General features: G+C 64.4%; 22 protein-coding genes and 2 tRNA genes. 12 read left to right on the top strand and 12 right to left on the bottom strand.

Annotated elements, in window-relative coordinates:
* Positions 1-2: 2 nt before the first annotated feature.
* The 3 genes from HAP47_RS16925 to HAP47_RS16915 form a co-directional block, all read right to left on the bottom strand.
* The gene (locus HAP47_RS16925) at positions 3-1202 is read right to left on the bottom strand and encodes an adenylate/guanylate cyclase domain-containing protein (protein ID WP_173637268.1); all 1200 of its coding nucleotides are present in this window, start codon (positions 1200-1202) and stop codon (positions 3-5) included.
* A gap of 163 nt (positions 1203-1365) precedes the next feature.
* A complete protein-coding gene (locus tag HAP47_RS16920) occupies positions 1366-2610 on the bottom strand; it encodes a metal-dependent hydrolase family protein (protein ID WP_173637269.1) in 1245 nt (414 codons plus the stop codon).
* Positions 2611-2696: 86 nt separating this feature from the next.
* A complete protein-coding gene (locus HAP47_RS16915) occupies positions 2697-4052 on the bottom strand; it encodes an MFS transporter (protein ID WP_173637270.1) in 1356 nt (451 codons plus the stop codon).
* 121 nt (positions 4053-4173) lie between these two features.
* On the opposite strand from HAP47_RS16915, the gene HAP47_RS16910 reads away from it, so the two are divergent.
* Positions 4174-5100 carry a LysR family transcriptional regulator gene (locus tag HAP47_RS16910; protein ID WP_173637271.1) on the top strand — a complete coding sequence of 309 codons (927 nt, stop codon included), beginning with the start codon at positions 4174-4176 and terminating at the stop codon, positions 5098-5100.
* 529 nt (positions 5101-5629) lie between these two features.
* Here the strand turns inward: HAP47_RS16910 and HAP47_RS16905 are convergent.
* Together HAP47_RS16905 and HAP47_RS16900 are read right to left on the bottom strand one after the other, a co-directional pair.
* A complete protein-coding gene (locus HAP47_RS16905) occupies positions 5630-5974 on the bottom strand; it encodes a hypothetical protein (protein ID WP_173637272.1) in 345 nt (114 codons plus the stop codon).
* Positions 5975-6539: 565 nt separating this feature from the next.
* Positions 6540-6625 (bottom strand) — tRNA-Tyr (locus HAP47_RS16900).
* Between the two features lie 309 nt (positions 6626-6934).
* On the opposite strand from HAP47_RS16900, the gene rlmB reads away from it, so the two are divergent.
* Positions 6935-7762: a 23S rRNA (guanosine(2251)-2'-O)-methyltransferase RlmB gene (gene rlmB, locus HAP47_RS16895; RefSeq protein ID WP_173637273.1), complete on the top strand. Its 828-nt coding sequence runs from the start codon at positions 6935-6937 to the stop codon at positions 7760-7762.
* 351 nt (positions 7763-8113) lie between these two features.
* Here the strand turns inward: rlmB and HAP47_RS16890 are convergent, their stop codons facing one another.
* The 4 genes from HAP47_RS16890 to HAP47_RS16875 all read right to left on the bottom strand — a co-directional run bounded on the left by HAP47_RS16890 (position 8114) and on the right by HAP47_RS16875 (position 10251).
* Positions 8114-8563 carry a hypothetical protein gene (locus HAP47_RS16890; protein ID WP_173637274.1) on the bottom strand — a complete coding sequence of 150 codons (450 nt, stop codon included), beginning with the start codon at positions 8561-8563 and terminating at the stop codon, positions 8114-8116.
* 91 nt (positions 8564-8654) lie between these two features.
* Positions 8655-9128 (bottom strand): hypothetical protein, encoded by a 474-nt coding sequence (locus HAP47_RS16885; RefSeq protein WP_173637275.1) that lies wholly within the window; start codon positions 9126-9128, stop codon positions 8655-8657.
* 173 nt (positions 9129-9301) lie between these two features.
* Positions 9302-10015 (bottom strand): HoxN/HupN/NixA family nickel/cobalt transporter, encoded by a 714-nt coding sequence (locus tag HAP47_RS16880; protein WP_173637276.1) that lies wholly within the window; start codon positions 10013-10015, stop codon positions 9302-9304.
* Between the two features lie 71 nt (positions 10016-10086).
* Complete coding sequence (locus HAP47_RS16875; RefSeq protein ID WP_173637277.1) at positions 10087-10251, bottom strand: hypothetical protein; 165 nt, start codon at positions 10249-10251, stop codon at positions 10087-10089.
* Between the two features lie 176 nt (positions 10252-10427).
* Here HAP47_RS16875 and HAP47_RS16870 point away from each other — a divergent pair, with 176 nt between their 5' ends.
* The 10 genes from HAP47_RS16870 to HAP47_RS16825 all read left to right on the top strand — a co-directional run bounded on the left by HAP47_RS16870 (position 10428) and on the right by HAP47_RS16825 (position 14030).
* On the top strand, positions 10428-10730 hold the full coding sequence (locus HAP47_RS16870) for a hypothetical protein (RefSeq protein ID WP_231168909.1): 303 nt from the start codon (positions 10428-10430) through the stop codon (positions 10728-10730).
* A 164-nt stretch (positions 10731-10894) separates the two neighbouring features.
* Positions 10895-10969 (top strand) — tRNA-Thr (locus HAP47_RS16865).
* Between the two features lie 178 nt (positions 10970-11147).
* On the top strand, positions 11148-11462 hold the full coding sequence (locus HAP47_RS16860) for a DUF5658 family protein (RefSeq protein WP_231168908.1): 315 nt from the start codon (positions 11148-11150) through the stop codon (positions 11460-11462).
* A gap of 99 nt (positions 11463-11561) precedes the next feature.
* Entirely contained in the window at positions 11562-11747 is a 186-nt protein-coding gene (locus HAP47_RS16855; protein WP_231168907.1) for a hypothetical protein, read from the top strand.
* A gap of 13 nt (positions 11748-11760) precedes the next feature.
* Positions 11761-12054 (top strand): hypothetical protein, encoded by a 294-nt coding sequence (locus HAP47_RS16850; protein ID WP_173637278.1) that lies wholly within the window; start codon positions 11761-11763, stop codon positions 12052-12054.
* Positions 12055-12097: 43 nt separating this feature from the next.
* On the top strand, positions 12098-12409 hold the full coding sequence (locus HAP47_RS16845; RefSeq protein ID WP_173637279.1) for a hypothetical protein: 312 nt from the start codon (positions 12098-12100) through the stop codon (positions 12407-12409).
* 123 nt (positions 12410-12532) lie between these two features.
* Positions 12533-12721, top strand: coding sequence for a hypothetical protein (locus tag HAP47_RS16840; RefSeq protein WP_173637280.1), 189 nt, complete (start codon positions 12533-12535; stop codon positions 12719-12721).
* An 87-nt stretch (positions 12722-12808) separates the two neighbouring features.
* Positions 12809-12988 (top strand): hypothetical protein, encoded by a 180-nt coding sequence (locus HAP47_RS16835; protein WP_173637281.1) that lies wholly within the window; start codon positions 12809-12811, stop codon positions 12986-12988.
* A 129-nt stretch (positions 12989-13117) separates the two neighbouring features.
* A complete protein-coding gene (locus HAP47_RS16830) occupies positions 13118-13348 on the top strand; it encodes a hypothetical protein (protein ID WP_173637282.1) in 231 nt (76 codons plus the stop codon).
* A 133-nt stretch (positions 13349-13481) separates the two neighbouring features.
* Positions 13482-14030, top strand: a complete 549-nt coding sequence (locus HAP47_RS16825; protein WP_173637283.1) for a hypothetical protein — start codon at positions 13482-13484, stop codon at positions 14028-14030.
* 35 nt (positions 14031-14065) lie between these two features.
* Here the strand turns inward: HAP47_RS16825 and HAP47_RS16820 are convergent, their stop codons facing one another.
* The 3 genes from HAP47_RS16820 to HAP47_RS16810 all read right to left on the bottom strand — a co-directional run bounded on the left by HAP47_RS16820 (position 14066) and on the right by HAP47_RS16810 (position 16570).
* On the bottom strand, positions 14066-15223 hold the full coding sequence (locus tag HAP47_RS16820; protein ID WP_173637284.1) for a DUF2652 domain-containing protein: 1158 nt from the start codon (positions 15221-15223) through the stop codon (positions 14066-14068).
* Positions 15224-15356: 133 nt separating this feature from the next.
* Positions 15357-16205, bottom strand: a complete 849-nt coding sequence (locus HAP47_RS16815; protein WP_173637285.1) for an alpha/beta fold hydrolase — start codon at positions 16203-16205, stop codon at positions 15357-15359.
* Complete coding sequence (locus tag HAP47_RS16810; RefSeq protein WP_210285206.1) at positions 16202-16570, bottom strand: hypothetical protein; 369 nt, start codon at positions 16568-16570, stop codon at positions 16202-16204. The genes HAP47_RS16815 and HAP47_RS16810 overlap by 4 nt, the downstream gene beginning before the upstream one ends.
* Positions 16571-16714: the final 144 nt, after the last annotated feature.

Genomic DNA, 16714 nt, shown 5'->3' with positions numbered 1-16714 from the left:
CTTCAGCCGTTATAGGCGAACAGCTCGATCGGCTCGCTGAAGCCGCGCACCGGATGCTCGCCGACATGTTCGAGCGCGAAATCGTGCTCGACAAGATCCGCGAAGGCGCGGGACAGCAGCACCGTCTTCTTCAACTGCTTGGTGAGGGCTTCGAGGCGCGACGCCATGTTCACGGCGGGGCCGATGACGGTGAAGTCGAGCCGGGTGCGCGATCCGATATTGCCGTACATGACGTCGCCGACATGGACGCCTATGCCGTAATTCATCGGCGCCCGTCCCATCATGCCGTTCCTCTCGCTCAGCGCCGCCATCGCCAGCCGCGCCTCGGCTACCGCATGGAGCAGGTTGGCGCAGGCCTGGGGTTCGCTGAGCGGAAAAATGGCGAGCAGACCGTCGCCGATGAATTTCAGGATTTCCCCGCCATGCCGCGCAATCGGCTCCGACATCGCGTCGAAATAGTCGTTCAGGAGATCGATCACGTCGTCGCGCGGCCAGGAGTCCGAGATCCGGGTGAAATCCCGCAGGTCGCAGATCATGATCGCGGCGCTCACCGTCGTGCCGCTGCCCCGCCGCGTCGCACCGGCCAGGATCATCTCGCCGGCGTGCGAGCCGACATAGGTCTCGAGCAGCGTCCGCGCCAGGCGGTTCTTCATGCGGATCTCGCTGACCAGTGCCAGCACCGGCAGCACCGTCTTCAGGCTGGCGATATGCGCGTCATCGAAACCACCGGCACGGTCGGTCGCGAAGGTCACGACATGCCGCTTGCCGAGCGTATGCCGCAGCGGCCACGCCACATAGTCGGTCAGGCCCTGCGCGCGCATCTCGTCATAGAGCGCGTGCTTGCGGCCCTGTGACGGGTCACGTTCGAGCTTCTCGCGCACCTCGTCGATACCCTGATGGATTTCGTAGACCGGACTGCCGATATATTCCGATCGCTGCTGGACATCGTAGTCGACCCGCGTGATCTCGGCCTCGCGCTTGCCGTCGGCCCAGATGATCCGGGCGCCGAGCCATTGCGGATGCTGGATCAGGAGGTTCATCGTCGCCCGCTTGAGCGGAATGCCCGCGCCCTGCAGCCGGATGCACAGCTCGGCGAAGATGTTGTCGATGAAGCGCTGGTCGCGCGTCTCGCTGGTCAGCCAGCTCACAACGTCGCCGTCGGACTGCGGCGTGACGTGATCGATGTTGGGGGGCGCGTTCATGGCTGGCTCCGGAGCGGCGGGTGGGATCGGCACGCGATATGTCGTGCTTTCGCCCAGCCGCGTCAACGCTGCCAGCATCAATGTGATCGGGCAAATCGGCCCGGCCTGCCTCCGCGTGATGCCGTGAGGACGAGCGCTTTGCCCGCGAGCGTGCTCAGGCGGCTCACCGGCCCAGCCGGTCGACCTCGGCCTTGCCGGCCTTCATCACCAGCGGGATGTGCTCGCCCTGGCCGAGCAGGCACGTTACATCGCGCAGCGGATTGCCTTCGACCACCAGCAGATCGGCAAACGCCTCCGGCGCGATGCGGCCGAGCTTGCCTTCCATGCCGAGCACCTCGGCGCCGACAATGGTCGCGCTCGCGATCACCGCCTGCGGGCCCAACAATTCGGCGCGGATCCGGAACTCGTCGCTCTGCAAGCGCTGCGACGGCCCGAGCAGATCGGTGCCGAATCCCATCTTGACGCCGGCCTCGCGGTAGATCGCGAGCGAGCGCAAGCCGGCGTCGCGCACGCCGGCGACCTTGGCGACGCTCGCGGCAGGCAGGCCGTATTTCGCGCCTTCGGTGGCCAGCGCCTCGTAGGTGACGAGGGTCGGCACCGCATAGGCGCCCTGCTCGGCCATCAGGCGCGCGGTCGGAAGATCGACCAGATTGCCGTGCTCGATGGTGCGCACGCCGCAGCGCACCGCGCGCTCGATCGCCTCCGCGGTGTAGGCATGGGCCAGCACATAGGTGTGACGCGCCTTCGCCTCCGCGACGATGGCGCGGATCTCGTCCTCGGAATAGCCGAACGCGCCGATCGGATCGGTGGGCGACGCAACGCCGCCGGACGCCATGATCTTGATCTGGTCGGCGCCCATCTGCAGCTCCTCGCGCACCGCCTTGCGCACCGCATCGACGCCGTCGACGACGCGCGCGATCGCGCCGACCCGCACGCAGCAGGAGCAGGTCGGGTCGCTCAGATAATCCGAGCGGCCGCGCCCGTCGCCGTGCCCGCCGGTCTGGCTGAGCGCGCGGCCGGAGACGAACAGCCTCGGACCGTCGGTCAGGCCGGTGTCGATCGCCTGCTTGAGCGCATAGCCGGCGCCCCCGGCATCGCGGACGGTGGTGAAGCCGCGCTTCAGCATGCCCCGCAGCAGCATGGTCGAGCGCAGCGTCACCAGCACGTTGGCCATGCGAGCCTGCTGCGACAGGTCGAGCTCGACGGCGACCGCGTGCACATGCAGGTCGATCAGGCCGGGCATCAGGGTCTTGCCCTTGAGGTCGATGACACGATCGGCCGTAGCTTCGATCGGCCGATCGGACACTTCCTTGATCAGGCGATCCTCGACCAGCACGTGGTGCCCTTCGAGCAGGTCGGACCGCAGCGGGTCGAGCAGCGCGGCATTCTTGAAGAGGATGGTGGACATAAGGTCTCCTGTCGGGACGGGGCCGCTCACTTTAGTTTGAGCATGATCTTTTCGGAAAACCGCTTCACACTTTTCCGGATCATGCTTCACGCGGCTTCGCTTGCGATGTCTTCCAGCGATCGCCCGCGCGTCGGCACGCCCATCAGCAGGACGGTGACGGCGCCGATCAACAGCACGGACGTGGTGACGCCGAACACGCCGGCAAAGCCGAACTTCGGGTAGAGATAACCGACCAGGATCGGTGCAATGATCGCGCCGATGCGGCCGATCGCGGACGCGAGCCCTGCGCCGGTGGTCCTGATCGCCGTCGGAAACACCTCGGCCGTGTAGGCATAGACGCCGGCATAGGTGCCGTTCATGAAGAACGACAGCAGCAGCCCGGCCGCCATGATCTGCCCGTCGCTCGCCGCAAAGGCGAGCCCGAGCGCGCTGGCGCCGCCGAGGATCATGTAGGACGCGATGGTGGACTGCCGGCCGATCCGCTCATTGAAAAAGGCGGCGGTGAAATAGCCCGGCACCTGGGCGCAATACATCGCGAGCGAATAGCCGAAGCTCTTGGTGATGCTCATGCCGTTCTGGACCAGCAGGCCGGGAATCCAGACGAAGAACGAATAATAGCTGAACGTGATCGACAGCCACATGATCCAGGTCATGGTGGTGATCCGCGCCTGGCGGCCGGCCAACAGCGCCGCAAAATTGCTCAGCAGCGTTCCCGACGATACGGCAGGCAGCGCGGGCTCTGCGACCGGCGGCGGCAGCACGCGGCCCTCGCGCGCGAAGTTCGCCTCGACTTTATCGAGCACCGCCTCGGCTTCCTTCACCTTGCCGCGGCTTTCCAGCCAGCGCGGAGATTCCGGCAGCGACCGGCGCCACCACAGCAGCATCACGACTGGCACGGCTGTGATGACGAGCACGATGCGCCAGCCATTCTCGTAGGCGGGCACGATGAAATAGCCGAGCAAGGCGGCGGCGACGAAGCCGAACGAGAAGAAGCCCGCCAGCGCGCCGGTGAAGGCGCCGCGGTAACGCCGCGCCACGAATTCCGCAAGGTACGGCGCGATGATCGCGCTTTCCGCCCCGGTGCCCATGCCGGCGACGACGCGCGCGGCAAAGAACGCCGGCCAGCTGTCCACCGTCGCACTCACCAGCGAAGCCGCGCTGTAGAGCGCGAGCGCCGACATCATCACCGCACGGCGGCCGATCAGGTCGCCCAGCGTCCCCGCGAGCAGCGCGCCGAACAGATAGCCCACGAAAGTGCTGCTGCCGAGCACGCCGGTCTCGACATTGGTGAGCCCCCAGGCGGTGCGCAGCACCGGCAGGATGAACGCCAGCACGGCGGCATCCATTGCGTCGAACAGATAGCCCAGGCCGCCCATCAGCAGCAGATGGACATGGAAACGCGCGAACGGCAGGCGCTCGATGCGCGCCGAGATCATCGACATGAAAAGCCCCCCTCCGCCCCGCCGTCGGCACGCGCCGCGAGGTCGGTCCGGGGAATGATAGACAAATCAATATTATGGGAATAATTTATAATTGTTATCTGGTACATCACCATTGTGAATATTGCTCGTGTCCTTCCGCACGCTCGACCTCAACCTGCTGAAAGTCTTCGAGGCGCTGATGACCGAGGGCAGCGTCACGCGCGCGGCGAGCGCGCTGACGATGACCCAGCCCGCCGTCAGCAACGCCCTCGCCCGCTTGCGTGACGCGCTCGGCGATCCCCTGTTCGTGCGATCAGCCAGCGGAATCCGCCCAACGCAGCGCGCGGTGGCGCTGTGGCAGCCGATCGGCGATGCGCTGGAGCACGTCCGCCACGCACTCGACGAAGACGCCTTCGATCCGCGGCGCGCCGAGGCCCAATTCAGCCTGTCGATGTCGGACTACGTGTCGTCGCTGGTGATGCCGCGGCTGCTCGACCGCTTCGGCGAAATCGCGCCTTCCGCGCGCATCCACACTTTGCCCAACACCATTCTCGAGATCGGCGACCGGCTCGAGGACAACCGGGTCGATTGCGTGCTGAGCGTCTATGTCAACGAGGCGCAGCAGCCGCCGGCCGCGATCCGCTCACGCTCGCTGTGGACCGTCGAATATGCCTGCATGATGCGGCGGGATCATCCGCTGGCGAACAGGAAGCGGCTCAACGCCCGCAGCTTCCTCGGCGCCAAGCATGTCGATGTCAGCCTCGCCGGCAAGACGCTGCCGACCTACGACCAGTTTCTCGCCTCGCGCGGGCTGTCGCGCAATCTGGTCGCGACCGTCAATCACTACAACGCCGCCTACGAGATCGTGCGCCAGTCCGACCTGATCGCGGTGCTGCCGCGCGATCTCAGCGCACAGTCCCGCCACGCGCCCTATCTGCATGCGGTGCCGGTGCCGCTGCCGGCCCCGCCGCGCATCGTCAGCCTGTTCTGGCACCAGCGCAACGACACCGTGCCCGCGCAACGCTGGCTGCGCGAGACGCTGGTGGAGATGTTCGCGCGGATGGAGTGAAGGACGGAGCGAATTGGGTCGTCGAATACAGCCCGCCTTCGCCCCTTGGGCTTTGGCGCGGCAGCCTTCGCTCACTTCGCTACGATGGAGTCTTGCTGGCTTGCCTGGCCGTCACTCGCGAAGCGAGCGAAGGCTGGTGGGGGGAGGCAGGACTCGAACCTGCGAAGCCATGAGGCGGCTGATTTACAGTTCGTTATTGACCCCTGACTCAAGCTCTTGGCCGATAAGGTCTTCTTCCAAAAACTCAAACTAAACGCCTAAAACTACGATACATCTTCTGGACAAAGCCGGACAGCGCTACATGCGCTGGACACGCCCAGCGCTTCGCGGTGCTGACATGGCGCTGACACGATCTCGGATGGCGTCATCCCCTGTGGACAAAAAGGAAGAGCCGCCAACTTGGGGAAGCTGACGGCTCAACGTCGGGCGTAGTTTGGGCCTACGCCTTGTGCTCATCAGCTCACGGCAAGAATCAAGCGTTGATCAAACAGTCGCTGGAAGATTTACGGGTAAGCTTCGAATTATGCCCCTACCTAACCCTGCGACGCGCCAGCGGCGGCGGCGGCACGTAGCGCTGCCAGATGGTGCCGTTATCGAACTGAATCGTCATGCCATCAGGCGTATAGACTGCACTAATATTGTAGGCATCGATCCAGATACGGCTGGTTGGATTAAACCAGTCCGGCCAAGCGCGGGAAGGCACGCCGGCTTCGGTCGTGAGATTGAACTCGGATCCGTTCTGCGTGACAACGGCAAGCAGATCGCCGCGGCACATCTGGACGCACGCGTAGGTGCCGGTGAGATCAACCGATTGGGCGGATGCCGCGGTCGCCGTCAGCGCCACAGCGCCAATTATCAGCGATAGACGCTTCATGCATTTATCCCTTCGTTCAATCTGAACTGGCTCCAACGGAGAGCTAACCTGAGCTATCTAGCCCCGCACTGAACGGCGGCTCGTTGATTTGCGTCAACTAAGTTTTAGCAATTCTGAGCAAAGCGGGATGGTCAGAAATTAAATAGCCGGACGCCGAGGGCTGGTCGGAAGAACTCAGCATGAGCACATGTCTTCCGGGATACCCCGCAAAGCGGACATTACTCGGTGCAGTTCGACGTGATGCCACCGAACCGCCAGAGCTGGTGTGTCGTCAGAGTGTCCGCGTGCCCTTCGGTCACGGCGCGCGCCGTTGCATACGCGACGTTGTTACCTGCGATTTGGCACCACTAAACGACGCGGTAGCGATCTCAAAAAAACTCGGGAAGGCGAAGCAATGACGGCCGCCTCGGCAAGCGGCTCGCACCTTACCCCTGCCCGTCAACTGCTTAGCGCCGCCCTGATCGGGTAATAGAATCCGATCGCTCTCGATGCTTCCCATATGCTTCCCAAATCTGGGAAGCGCGCAGCTACTGGGAAGCACCCACCATGTAAGCCATTGAAATGCTGGTGGGGGAGGCAGGACTCGAACCTGCGAAGCCATGAGGCGGCTGATTTACAGTCAGCTCCCTTTGCCACTCGGGACACTCCCCCGTCCAACAGCATCAGACCGGCCGCGCGAGTGGCGGCGGACCGGGTCATCGAGATGACGCTGATAACCGGACGCCCCGAAACGGGTGCGCGGTCGGGCGCGTTTATGGGCGAAGGCGGTCCCCAAAGTCAACCAAGCGAGCCGCCTATTTGGCATACTTTTGCAGACTGTCGCGATCTCTGTTCCAAACAAGCAAAAGCGGCGGCTAGATTCTTGTTTTTGACGCGTTTTCTTCACGCGAACCGCCCTCCACTTCGCTCGAAAACGCTGTGTAAATTGCCAATAATCGAGAGCCGTGACACAAGCCTCACATGAGCGATCGCGAGCGCAGACCCAATTTCCGAGGCAAGGGCGGTAAACCCTTCCAAAAAGGGCCGAAATTCGCCCGCTCGCCGGCCCGGCAAGAGCGCGAATCCGGTTCCGACGGACCGGTGATTCTGTATGGCTGGCACACGGTGGCGGCCGCACTTGCCAACCCGGACCGCCATATCCGCAAGCTTTACCTCACCGAGAACGCCGCGAAGCGCCTTGCCGACGAAAACATCGCGACCCGCGTCACCCCGGAGATCGTCCGGCCCGGCGACATCGACCGGCGCCTCACCCCCGATGCCGTGCATCAGGGCCTTTTGGCGGAGGCCGATCCCCTGCCCTCGCCCGGCATCGACGCGCTGGCACAGGAGGGCATCGTGCTGGTGCTCGACCAGATCACCGACCCGCACAATGTCGGCGCCATCCTGCGCTCGGCCGCGGCGTTCGCGGTGAAGGCGATCGTCACCACCGCCCGCCACAGCCCGGAGGCCACCGGCGTGCTGGCGAAGTCCGCCTCCGGCGCGCTCGAGCTGGTGCCTGTTGTCACCGTGCAGAATCTGGCGCGCGCGCTCAACGAACTGAACGACCACGGCTTCCAGACCGTCGGCCTCGACAGCGAGGGCACCGAGGATCTAGGCAAGGTTCCATTGCAGCAGCCGCTCGCGCTGGTGCTCGGCGCCGAAGGCAAGGGCTTGCGGCAATTGACGCGCGAGACCTGCCGCGTCGTCGCCCGCCTCGACATGCCCGGCGAGATCAAGAGCCTCAACGTGTCGAACGCCGCCGTGCTCGCGCTCTATATCGGCGCCAGCCGGCTCGGGCTGATGGGTTAGTTTGATAGTTGGAAGGGGCCGCAGATATCGTTCACCTCTCCCGCTTGAGGGCCAGTTTGCGGGTCAGGGGGGGCTTGCGAGGCGACGCTCGCATGATTTCGGAATATTCGAAATGTATCCCTGATTTGCCCGACGTGTCAAGTCGCCCTGTCGAACGCCGGCAGCCGCCGGCTCCTTTGCATGGGGTTGTTTTCTATATTTTGGCAGCGCGCACCTGCGGCGGTCGCATGCAGGGGTTGCGGCGCCCTTATGCGGAAGCGACCTCGCTTCAATTGTCAAACGAAGAACGCCCGCTCGCTTGACGCAAACGGGCGCTGATGTCTTCGACCGGGTCTCGAACCGATCGTCGGATCAGTAGTAGCGGCGCAGCACCGGATGGCCGTAGCGGTGCGGCGCGTAGCCGTAGCGATAGCCGTAGTGCGCACGGTAGGGCCGATAGTGATGGCGGTAGCCGTAGTGACGGTAGCCATAGTGGCGATAGCCGTAATACGGGCGGCCATAGCCTTCGCGGTAGTACGGATGCGGCGCCCAATTGCCCGGGCCGGTGTAGCTCGGTCCCTGGTTGACGTAATAGTACTGCTGCGCTGCGTCGGGATAGGCCGCATCCGGGTCGGGCAGGCGTTCGACCGCGCCGTAACCGCCGTAGCCGTAGCCGTAGCCATAGCCGTAGCCACCGCAGCCGCCGCAGCCGTAATTCACGACGGGCGCGGAATAGCCGCAAGGGTTGAAACCGCACGCCATTGCGGGCGCGGTCACCATGACGGCCACGGCCGCAATCAGTCCTTTGATCATTTGACGCATTACTCTCTCCTGATGGTCTCTCTGTTGGTCGCGTAGCTCTTGGTGGCTATGAAGGCGCCCCGCGAGGGGCTCCCGACTTGGGGCAGTTGATTTAGGGTCCTCGGGGACGCGGTGGCCGCGGGACTGGTCCCGGCAGCGGCCGCGGCCCGTTGAATTGCGGCGCGTAGATCACCGGCGGCGGATCGACCGGCACGCTCGACTGCGCCGGCAGCGGCGCGGAGTGCGCCGACCAGGATTCGTGGTAGCTCTCGGCCGGCTGAGGCAGGCGGCGGTTGACCGGCGGCTCGATCTCGAGGCGGCCATAACCCGGCATGCGACCGAGGCTCGGATAATAGTGGCCGACGTTCGGCTGGAGATCGATCGGGCGGCCGCCATAGACGGTCGGCACCATCGAGTCGTTGCGGGCCAGCCCCATGGCGCTTTCGACCACGGCGTAGGAGGCGTCGACGCCATTGATGATGATGGGCACGCCGGGCCGCACGGGCACAACGATGTCGAAGCCGCCGCCGGCCAGCGCCGTCGAGGTCATCGCAGCCAATATTGCCAGCGCAAGACTTCCGCGCATGTTCACCCAGCGTCCCGAATTGTTCCACCCGCAGCCTAATCCAACGGCTTGGCGGAAGGGTTAAGGACGCGGGCCAAACTGGCGGTAAGCCTAACGCGTAAGCATCGCCATCCGGTCAATGCGGCCGTGCGGGCTCAGAAATCGTTAACGGCAGTCCGGCGCGCGTGGTTGCGTCAGGTAAACGCGTTCTCGATGATCGCGTGGATGCCGATTGCGATCGTGACCGCGCCGACCGCCATCTGCAGACCGCGATTGGCCCAGGTCAGCCAGCGCGCGGAGGCCGCGAGCGGCACCGCAATCACACTCGACAGCACGCCCATCCCGATCATCGAGCCGACGCCGAACAGTGCGACATAGCCAAGCCCGATCACCGGGTTTGGGGCCTGCGACACCGTCAGCACCAACAGCGCCGCCGAGCCCGCCATGCCGTGCATCAGGCCGACCAGCAGCGTGCGCCAGCGGAAGCCATGGGCGTGGCTGTGCGCCGCGCGGACATACGGGCTGGTGGACGCACGCGCCACGGTTTCGCCGGCATGGCTGTGGGCGTGGAAATGCGTCATGCCCTCGCCATGCGAATGGGTGTGGAAGTGCACGCGGTCGCGCCACAGCCGCCACCAGACATGCGCGCCGAGGCCGACCAGCATCACGCCGACCGCGGTCTCGATCGGCTGCGCCACCGTCTCGGGGATCGCGTGCCCGAGCAGGATCGCGGCGCCGGCGAAGACGAACAGCGTGAGGGTGTGACCGAGGCCCCAGGTCAGGCCGTGCTTGACGATGTCACCGACATGGGTACGGCGCGCCGCGATGCTCGATACCGCCGCGATGTGGTCCGGCTCCAGCGCATGCTGCATGCCGAGCAGAAAGCCAAGACTCAAGATTGCGAACATCAAATCCCCCGCGCCGGCGCGTGACGGCAGATCAAACACCACATCGCCGATCTTGTCAGGCCGGCACCTCGTCAAACCAGCACCTCGTCAAACAGGCCTTGCATCGCCGCCCAGGAGCGGCGGTCGGCCCGAGCGTCGTAGAGCACGCCGGGACGCTTTACGCCGCGGTCCTTGAACGCAAGATAGCCGCGCAAATTGGCGTCTCCGGCGGCGCAGTCGATGTCACCAGTGTGCATGCAATTCTCGTCAAGACAGCATCATCCGGAACGGATCATGCGCGAGAGTTACGGGTGGCTTCCTTGGCGCAGCAGCCCTGCTCGCATCCGTGCTGGCCGGCCCCGCGATGGCGCAACAGACGATCGGCACCGCCGCGCGCTGCTCGAACGCCGGTCCGGACGCCCGATGCCGGGCGATGGGGTCAGACGCCGCCTATCGCCACCACACCTATCGGCGGGACCGCGACTGGCAGAATCCGGGCTGGCAAGACAGCTACAACCGGGTTGACCCCGGCCCGTTCGGGCCCGTCGACGCCGCGGCCGGCGTGGTCGGCGGCGCGGTCGGCACGGCGGCTGCGATCGCGACCGCCCCGTTCGGCGGACCCGAATACGCCCGCACCCCGATCGGCGGCGAGGAATATGCCCGGCAGAACGGCTTTGTCTGCACCCCCGGCACCTGGTTCCGTGGCAGCGACGGCCTGCGGCATCCCTGTCAGTAGCTCAGGCGAACCAATGATGCGCAAAAGGCGGCCTCCGGCCCGCCTTTTTTGCCGCCTGGCCGGTGGAGGCGAACGGTCGATCCGGACCTCCCGGGTTCTGGCCTTCAGGTTCTGGCCCCGGCGCACCAAGTCTGCTATGCGAGCGCGCAAATCATTCCCATGTCGCCGGCTTAGCTCAGCGGTAGAGCAGCAGTTTTGTAAACTGAAGGTCGGGGGTTCAATCCCCTCAGCCGGCACCAGTTTTTCACGAAATCAACGGGACGGGTCAGTTGACCGTGCCTCCGTACGGGGTACCCAACGTGGTCGCCTTGGAGGGCGGAGCGTTGGACAACCGGGTGGTGGAGGCTTGCACTCGCTGCAATCATTCCGCAAAATTGAGCGACAGGGAGCTACAGGCGGATTTCGGGCAGGCACCGGATGACGAAAAAGCAGTTGCGGGCGAGGACGTCGTTGCTGAAGGCAATGCTGTTGGTCTGCGCCCTGCTGATGGGCTACTCGGATCTGATAACCACCAACGAGATCTTACAGCGGGGAATGGGCGAACTGAACCCGTTCATGTGGCTGACCCAGGAGTGGCTGGGTGAATGGTGGCTTGTTGCCAAGCTGGGTTTGACCTACCTCGTGATATGGTTGCTCTGGCACGGCAACAGCGAACGCCAGATGGCTTATGTGGTCGCCCTCATCGCACTGCCCGTCTACAACAATCTGTTCATCCTCGCGGGCGCCAATTGAGCTGACCCTGCGGTGATGTTGGCGAGCCGCCGGTAGTGCGGCCTGGCAGAGTTGCCGACGCTCGCTGTTTCACAATGGACACTGCCAGGCGCGGTTCTGATGATGAACTGGTCCTACTATCTCGTCGGCGTTGCTGTTGTCCTGCTCCTGATCGCCTATCGCCTGCATGGCGGGTTGTACAGGAAGGATACGCTGCGGGACGAGAGACTGAATCGACTGATCGATGAACGCGTCGATCGCCTGGACCTGAAGCGCGACAAGAAACACAAGCCGTCCGAACTATAAAGACTGGCCAGCCATGCCTCGTCGCGCGCAGCTTCAGTCGGCCGAGATCGACCGTCGACCGCAGCAGCCCCGCCAACTCGTAGGAGAATACGGCAGCTCCGAGCATGGCGAAGCGGGTTTTGACGTCGGCGAACTGACCGAAGCACGGTTCTTCGACGCAGATGCCGACGCGGTCCGCTGCTGCAAATCTCTTGATGATCCCGTGAATGCCGACCGTCCTGCCGCCGATATTGCCTTCAAACCGAAGTGCCTGGGCATCGAGTCCTCCATCCATGTCTACACGGCTTGCGCCGCACATTGTCCTTGATCCAAGCCGAGCATGTATTTGCGGCTCAATCAAAGAGCCTCGCTTGGATTACCCACAACGTTTGACGGAAGCCGTAGTCTTCCGGTCTCGACGAGATGCCTCGCATCACCGACGGCACCTGCGGAACACGCAAGACTCCGGTGACTCATCGAAGGAGCCTTGCGCGGCAGGCTCGCAAGCGAAGCAGGATGATATCCGTCATCTCAGTGCGCTCTACGAAACGCAACTTGTACACCTGCCGCTGGAAGCCAGCAGCAGACAGCTCGCCAATCAAGCTTCCGCTGGTCTCAAGCGCGTCTCGGATATCGGCGATCATCGGGCGTTGCCGGCCGATATCGACAGCCGTCTGGAATAGCCGGACGCCCTGTGCATTGGCAGGAATCGTGGGATCATCCCCGTAGGATCACCCATCCCTTGCCTTGTTTCTGTCCTTGCGACCCGAATTGGGGTATGCAGAATGCGGGATGGGACTCAGCCAATGACCTATTTGATCCTTGCCCGGGATGGCACCAGTCAAATCGTGCTGAAGCGCGACAGCGAAGACGCGGCCGAGAAGAAGGCGCGCGAGCTCAAGGAGATGGGTTGGTTCGAGGTCGAGGTCCGCGAGGACAAGGCCGGCCACCCGGTCGCGGCTACGGCGACCGATCGGTCCAGCACCCTTCAATAGCGCCTGCCCTTCAATGACGTCCTCCCTTGAGTGACGTCTTGATGAACCTTTGCCGGACGGCCCTTACACATGTGTGAGGAGCCTACGATGTCCGACACAGCCCATTATCGCTTCCAGTCCGACCAGGCGCGACGGCTGGCCCGCCAGGTCACCGACGCCGCGGTGCGTGAAAAGCTGCTCGAAATGGCCGATGAGTATGGCCGCTACGCCGACCTGATCGAGGCCCGCAGCATCGAACCGGCACCTGTCGAGGCGATAGCTCACTAGGCTGATGGACTCGCGACTTGAGCTTTCAGGTCTGCTCCTGCCGCACCGTCTCAAGCTCGAGGCCAAACCGCGCGAAAGCACCTGAGGATTTGTTCGGAACATTATGCCCCCTCACGCGATTTTCCCCGCATGAGGGTGCACGAAACCAACCGCAATTTGATGCTTCTGGGCAGCTTCACGCTGCTGAGCGTAGCCGCCGCCGGCATCGTCGCCGTGCTCGATCCGGCGCCCGCGCCGGCCAGCACCGCGCTCCGGCCGGCCGCGAATCAGGCGCCGGTCCCAAGCCACGCACTGGCCCAGACACCGGTCCGGATCGTCGGTACCCCGTTCGTCCCGAACACCAATCCCCGCCAGCGCTGACCGTCCTCGCGCCCAGGCGCGTCACAATTTTGTCACCGTGCCTGCAAAACAAGCGTCTTCGTCAACCATCATGATGGCGAGCGCTTGCTTCCGCGGGGTTGCTCTGATGCAATCCGCGGGCTCAAGGTGCACCATGAAGTGGATGAAGGAACGCGATCTCCTGATCGCGCAGACAATGGCTTTCGTACAGTCGGTGAAGGGCAAGCTGCCCGACGCCGAACTGCCGACGCCTGCCCCGCGGACGGTGACGCCGCCTGCCGCCCAGCCGACCGCCACGCCACCCGCCGCACCAGTTGCACCCGCTGCCGCGTTGCAGACCGCCGCTGAACAGGCCTTGGTCGAGGCCATCGCCACGCTCAGCGTCAAGCCTGAGGCTGAGGTGCAAGCTGCACTCATGCCGCCACCGCTTCCGGTGCCGACCGTGATCGAAGGCCTGCCCCCCGCTCCACAGCCTTTGGCTGTGACCGTCGTCGAAGTCCCGCCGCCGCCGGCGCAGCCGCCGCAGTTTGCCAAGCTCGACATCCGCGGCGACTTCGGATCCGAGGTGCGGGAGCGTGTTGCCAAGTTCCGCGCGCAGCAGCAGCGTTTCCTGAGGGAGCGCGAGGAATACTGCACCACGACCATGGCCAAGGTCCGCGCCGCGATCCGCGACAACAGCGAGCTGCCGCGCTCCGGCAAGTAACCGGCCCCTTTAATCTCCGACTCGTTCGCTGAACTTCAGCCGCGCGCGCCCGGTTTCACCGGCTCGCTCAGGAAGCGTCCGCTCGATCGCGCCAGCGTCGGCTCCTCCACAGCGTCAACGGCAGGCTGCTTGCCTTCCACCATTGATCGGAGGCCGGCCACGGCCTGGGTCATCCGTTCGGCGAATTTGGCCGCGGCGCCATCGAGGAACGCCCGGTCCTTCGGCTTCGGCTTGGCGATCCGCAGCTCGAAACGCGACGTTCCGTCCGGGCCGTCGAGAACGGCCCGGGTCATGATGATACGCGGCGCTCCGGGTACCGGCAGCGTGATCCCGACCGTGAAGTAATCGACCGGACGCCAGTCGAGCGTCTCCTCGACGTTGGTATGGTTGCCGTGCGCGCAATGATTTTTGGTGCCGACACCGCGTCGCCCCTTGCCTGACTCCTCGATGATGTCGTCGGCGTCCCACCATTTCCGCCATTGCCCGGGTACGGTAATGAACTCCCATACCGTCTGCCGCGGCGCGGCGATGTCGAACTCCAGTATCGCGTAGGCGTCTTCGCGCGTCACCTCCAGCCGCGTTTGCGCGTCGTCCTGCTGCCACGCCGCCTCGAGATCGCGCGCCCACAGCATCACATCGCCGATGATGTCGATGGTTTCCTGATGCGGGATCAGACCTTGTGCCACCGGGTCGACGCCCATGGCACGGATCGCCGCGTCGCTGTAGAGCGCGTAGGCACGCCCGCCGACCTTCTCGCCAACCGTGTTCTTGAGCAGCCGGTGGACCAGAATGACGTCGCGCCCGGCGAGCTCTTCCCTGCCGCCCATCTTCTGCTTCACCATCTCGCCGTGATGGACGACAAATTTGAAATCGAGATCGCCCATCGCGACGCAGGCCTTGCACTCGCAGGTCGAGGCCTGGCGGACGTCACGCAGGCGCCGGCGGAATTTGAAATAGGCGCCCTCGATCGCGTCCTGCAGCAGCGAGCCGTCGATTGTCCCGGTCGAGTAGACGAAGGCGGCGTCGCCCTCGAACTTGGCGAGGCGAAATGGCGGGCGCAACCCTTTCACCACCACGTCCATGAAATCGGCGATGATGTCCTGCGCGTGGTCGAGCTCGACCGCCGCGAGGAAGTTGGTATAGCCGGAAATATCGGCAATCGCGAAATATGCCGCTTCAGCCTTCGGAAGCATGGAGACCTCCCGCGTAACCTTTTCGTGCAATTGCGCAGTCTGTCACACCGCGCCATACGAGGTCGAGAGTGGCGAATCTTGTTCTGACGCGTTTTCTGAGCGCGAACCGGTATCCACTTCGCTTGAAAACGCTCTAGCCGCCGCCAATCTTCTCTAGCACCGGCAGCAGATGCTTCAAGAACTCGCCCGGGTTCTCGCTCATCGGGAAATGCCCGAGGCCCTTCATAATGGTGGCCTCACTGCCGGCAATGCTGTTCGCCACCGCCAGCGTCTCCTCCGGCGTGCAGGAATAGTCGTATTCGCCCGACAGCAGGAACAGCGGGCAGCGTTTGGTGTCGATCTCGGCGACGCGGGAGCGGATATCGCCGTCGATCTTGTAGAAATAGAGGTCACCCTTGAACACGCCCGGACCGCCCTGCATGTAGTGCCACAGCGTCTCCCACCGCTCTTTGTCGGGCGCGTCGGGCCCAACCAGACCCGAGACGATGGCGGCTGCGACCTCGCCGCCATGCACGTCCGGCCGGTGCAGGAAGTTCAGGTCGTAATAGGGATCGACATGCGCGCCGGCCTGCAGGCCGATGATCGCGCGGAAGCGTTCGGGATGCTCGAGCGCGAGATGCAGCGCGATCCGGCCGCCGATCGAGCAGCCGATCACGATCGGCCGGTCGAGATCGAGCGCCTCCATCACGGCCAGGATCATCGCCATGTATTGCGCCGAGGTGAGCTGGTATTCCTCGTCGTGCCAGCCCTTGGGCGGCGACGACTTGCCGTGCCAGGGCATGTCGAAGGCGATGACGCGATGGTTGCGCGTAACGCTGACATCGTTCATCAGGCCGCGATATTGCCGCCCGTCGGCGCCCGCGGTGTGCAGGCAGAGCAGCGGCGTGCCCTCGCCGGCCTCCTCGACATAGACGCGGTGCGCCCGGCCTGACAGTTCGAGATGCATGTAGCGGCCGGTGATCGGTTCGAATTTGGCGCTCATGCGGCGGCTCCCTCGCGGCGCAGCTTGCCGAGCGCCTCCTTGAAGTAACGCAGGTTCGCCATGAAGATCTGCAGCTCGCCCTCGGCCTTCAGCACGCGGCGCTTGATCAGCGCCATCAGGTCGTTGGAGCCCGGTGGCGGCCGCTTTTCGCAGAACCGCTCCCATTCCTCGTCCGAGGTGCGCAGCGCAAAGGACGACGACGGCATCACGAACGGGCCCTTCGTCACCGCGACGATGCGGCCTTCATGGATCGCAATCAGCCAGGCGGCCTTGCCGATCTCGAGCAGGAATGTCGTGGTGAGGTAGCGGCCGCGCCGCACCAGGCCGGCGTCGCAATTGACCCGTTCCTTCAGCATCTCGATCATGACAGCTCCACCCCGATCGCGGCCCGTCCGCGCAGGCTGCGGCGGGCACTTGTTCTGGCGGCAATGATGGAAGGAACGGCCGGCCCGTCAATCGTTACAGGCGTCGCGCGGCCACGGCGTTTTCGCGTGGGCCGCTACATACAG

Source organism: Bradyrhizobium sp. 41S5, assembly GCF_011516665.3.
GTDB classification, from domain to species: Bacteria; Pseudomonadota; Alphaproteobacteria; order Rhizobiales; family Xanthobacteraceae; genus Bradyrhizobium; species Bradyrhizobium quebecense.
Note: the sequence above shows the minus strand (reverse complement) of the source record. Positions and strands in the feature narration are given on the sequence as shown.

What these genes read in the sequence shown, in the direction of transcription:
- HAP47_RS16925 (WP_173637268.1), bottom strand. Translation starts at nt 1,202, where the DNA reads ATGAACGCGCCCCCCAACATCGATCACGTCACGCCGCAGTCCGACGGC.
- HAP47_RS16850 (WP_173637278.1), top strand. Translation starts at nt 11,761, where the DNA reads ATGCCTCGTCGCGCGCAGCTTCAGTCGGCCGAGATCGACCGTCGACCG.
- HAP47_RS16815 (WP_173637285.1), bottom strand. Translation starts at nt 16,205, where the DNA reads ATGAGCGCCAAATTCGAACCGATCACCGGCCGCTACATGCATCTCGAA.
- HAP47_RS16830 (WP_173637282.1), top strand. Translation starts at nt 13,118, where the DNA reads ATGAGGGTGCACGAAACCAACCGCAATTTGATGCTTCTGGGCAGCTTC.
- HAP47_RS16885 (WP_173637275.1), bottom strand. Translation starts at nt 9,128, where the DNA reads ATGCGCGGAAGTCTTGCGCTGGCAATATTGGCTGCGATGACCTCGACG.
- HAP47_RS16905 (WP_173637272.1), bottom strand. Translation starts at nt 5,974, where the DNA reads ATGAAGCGTCTATCGCTGATAATTGGCGCTGTGGCGCTGACGGCGACC.
- HAP47_RS16860 (WP_231168908.1), top strand. Translation starts at nt 11,148, where the DNA reads ATGACGAAAAAGCAGTTGCGGGCGAGGACGTCGTTGCTGAAGGCAATG.
- HAP47_RS16820 (WP_173637284.1), bottom strand. Translation starts at nt 15,223, where the DNA reads ATGCTTCCGAAGGCTGAAGCGGCATATTTCGCGATTGCCGATATTTCC.
- HAP47_RS16840 (WP_173637280.1), top strand. Translation starts at nt 12,533, where the DNA reads ATGACCTATTTGATCCTTGCCCGGGATGGCACCAGTCAAATCGTGCTG.
- HAP47_RS16825 (WP_173637283.1), top strand. Translation starts at nt 13,482, where the DNA reads ATGAAGTGGATGAAGGAACGCGATCTCCTGATCGCGCAGACAATGGCT.
- HAP47_RS16810 (WP_210285206.1), bottom strand. Translation starts at nt 16,570, where the DNA reads ATGATCGAGATGCTGAAGGAACGGGTCAATTGCGACGCCGGCCTGGTG.
- HAP47_RS16835 (WP_173637281.1), top strand. Translation starts at nt 12,809, where the DNA reads ATGTCCGACACAGCCCATTATCGCTTCCAGTCCGACCAGGCGCGACGG.
- HAP47_RS16870 (WP_231168909.1), top strand. Translation starts at nt 10,428, where the DNA reads ATGGGGTCAGACGCCGCCTATCGCCACCACACCTATCGGCGGGACCGC.
- HAP47_RS16915 (WP_173637270.1), bottom strand. Translation starts at nt 4,052, where the DNA reads ATGTCGATGATCTCGGCGCGCATCGAGCGCCTGCCGTTCGCGCGTTTC.
- HAP47_RS16920 (WP_173637269.1), bottom strand. Translation starts at nt 2,610, where the DNA reads ATGTCCACCATCCTCTTCAAGAATGCCGCGCTGCTCGACCCGCTGCGG.
- HAP47_RS16890 (WP_173637274.1), bottom strand. Translation starts at nt 8,563, where the DNA reads ATGCGTCAAATGATCAAAGGACTGATTGCGGCCGTGGCCGTCATGGTG.
- rlmB (WP_173637273.1), top strand. Translation starts at nt 6,935, where the DNA reads ATGAGCGATCGCGAGCGCAGACCCAATTTCCGAGGCAAGGGCGGTAAA.
- HAP47_RS16875 (WP_173637277.1), bottom strand. Translation starts at nt 10,251, where the DNA reads ATGCACACTGGTGACATCGACTGCGCCGCCGGAGACGCCAATTTGCGC.
- HAP47_RS16855 (WP_231168907.1), top strand. Translation starts at nt 11,562, where the DNA reads ATGATGAACTGGTCCTACTATCTCGTCGGCGTTGCTGTTGTCCTGCTC.
- HAP47_RS16880 (WP_173637276.1), bottom strand. Translation starts at nt 10,015, where the DNA reads ATGTTCGCAATCTTGAGTCTTGGCTTTCTGCTCGGCATGCAGCATGCG.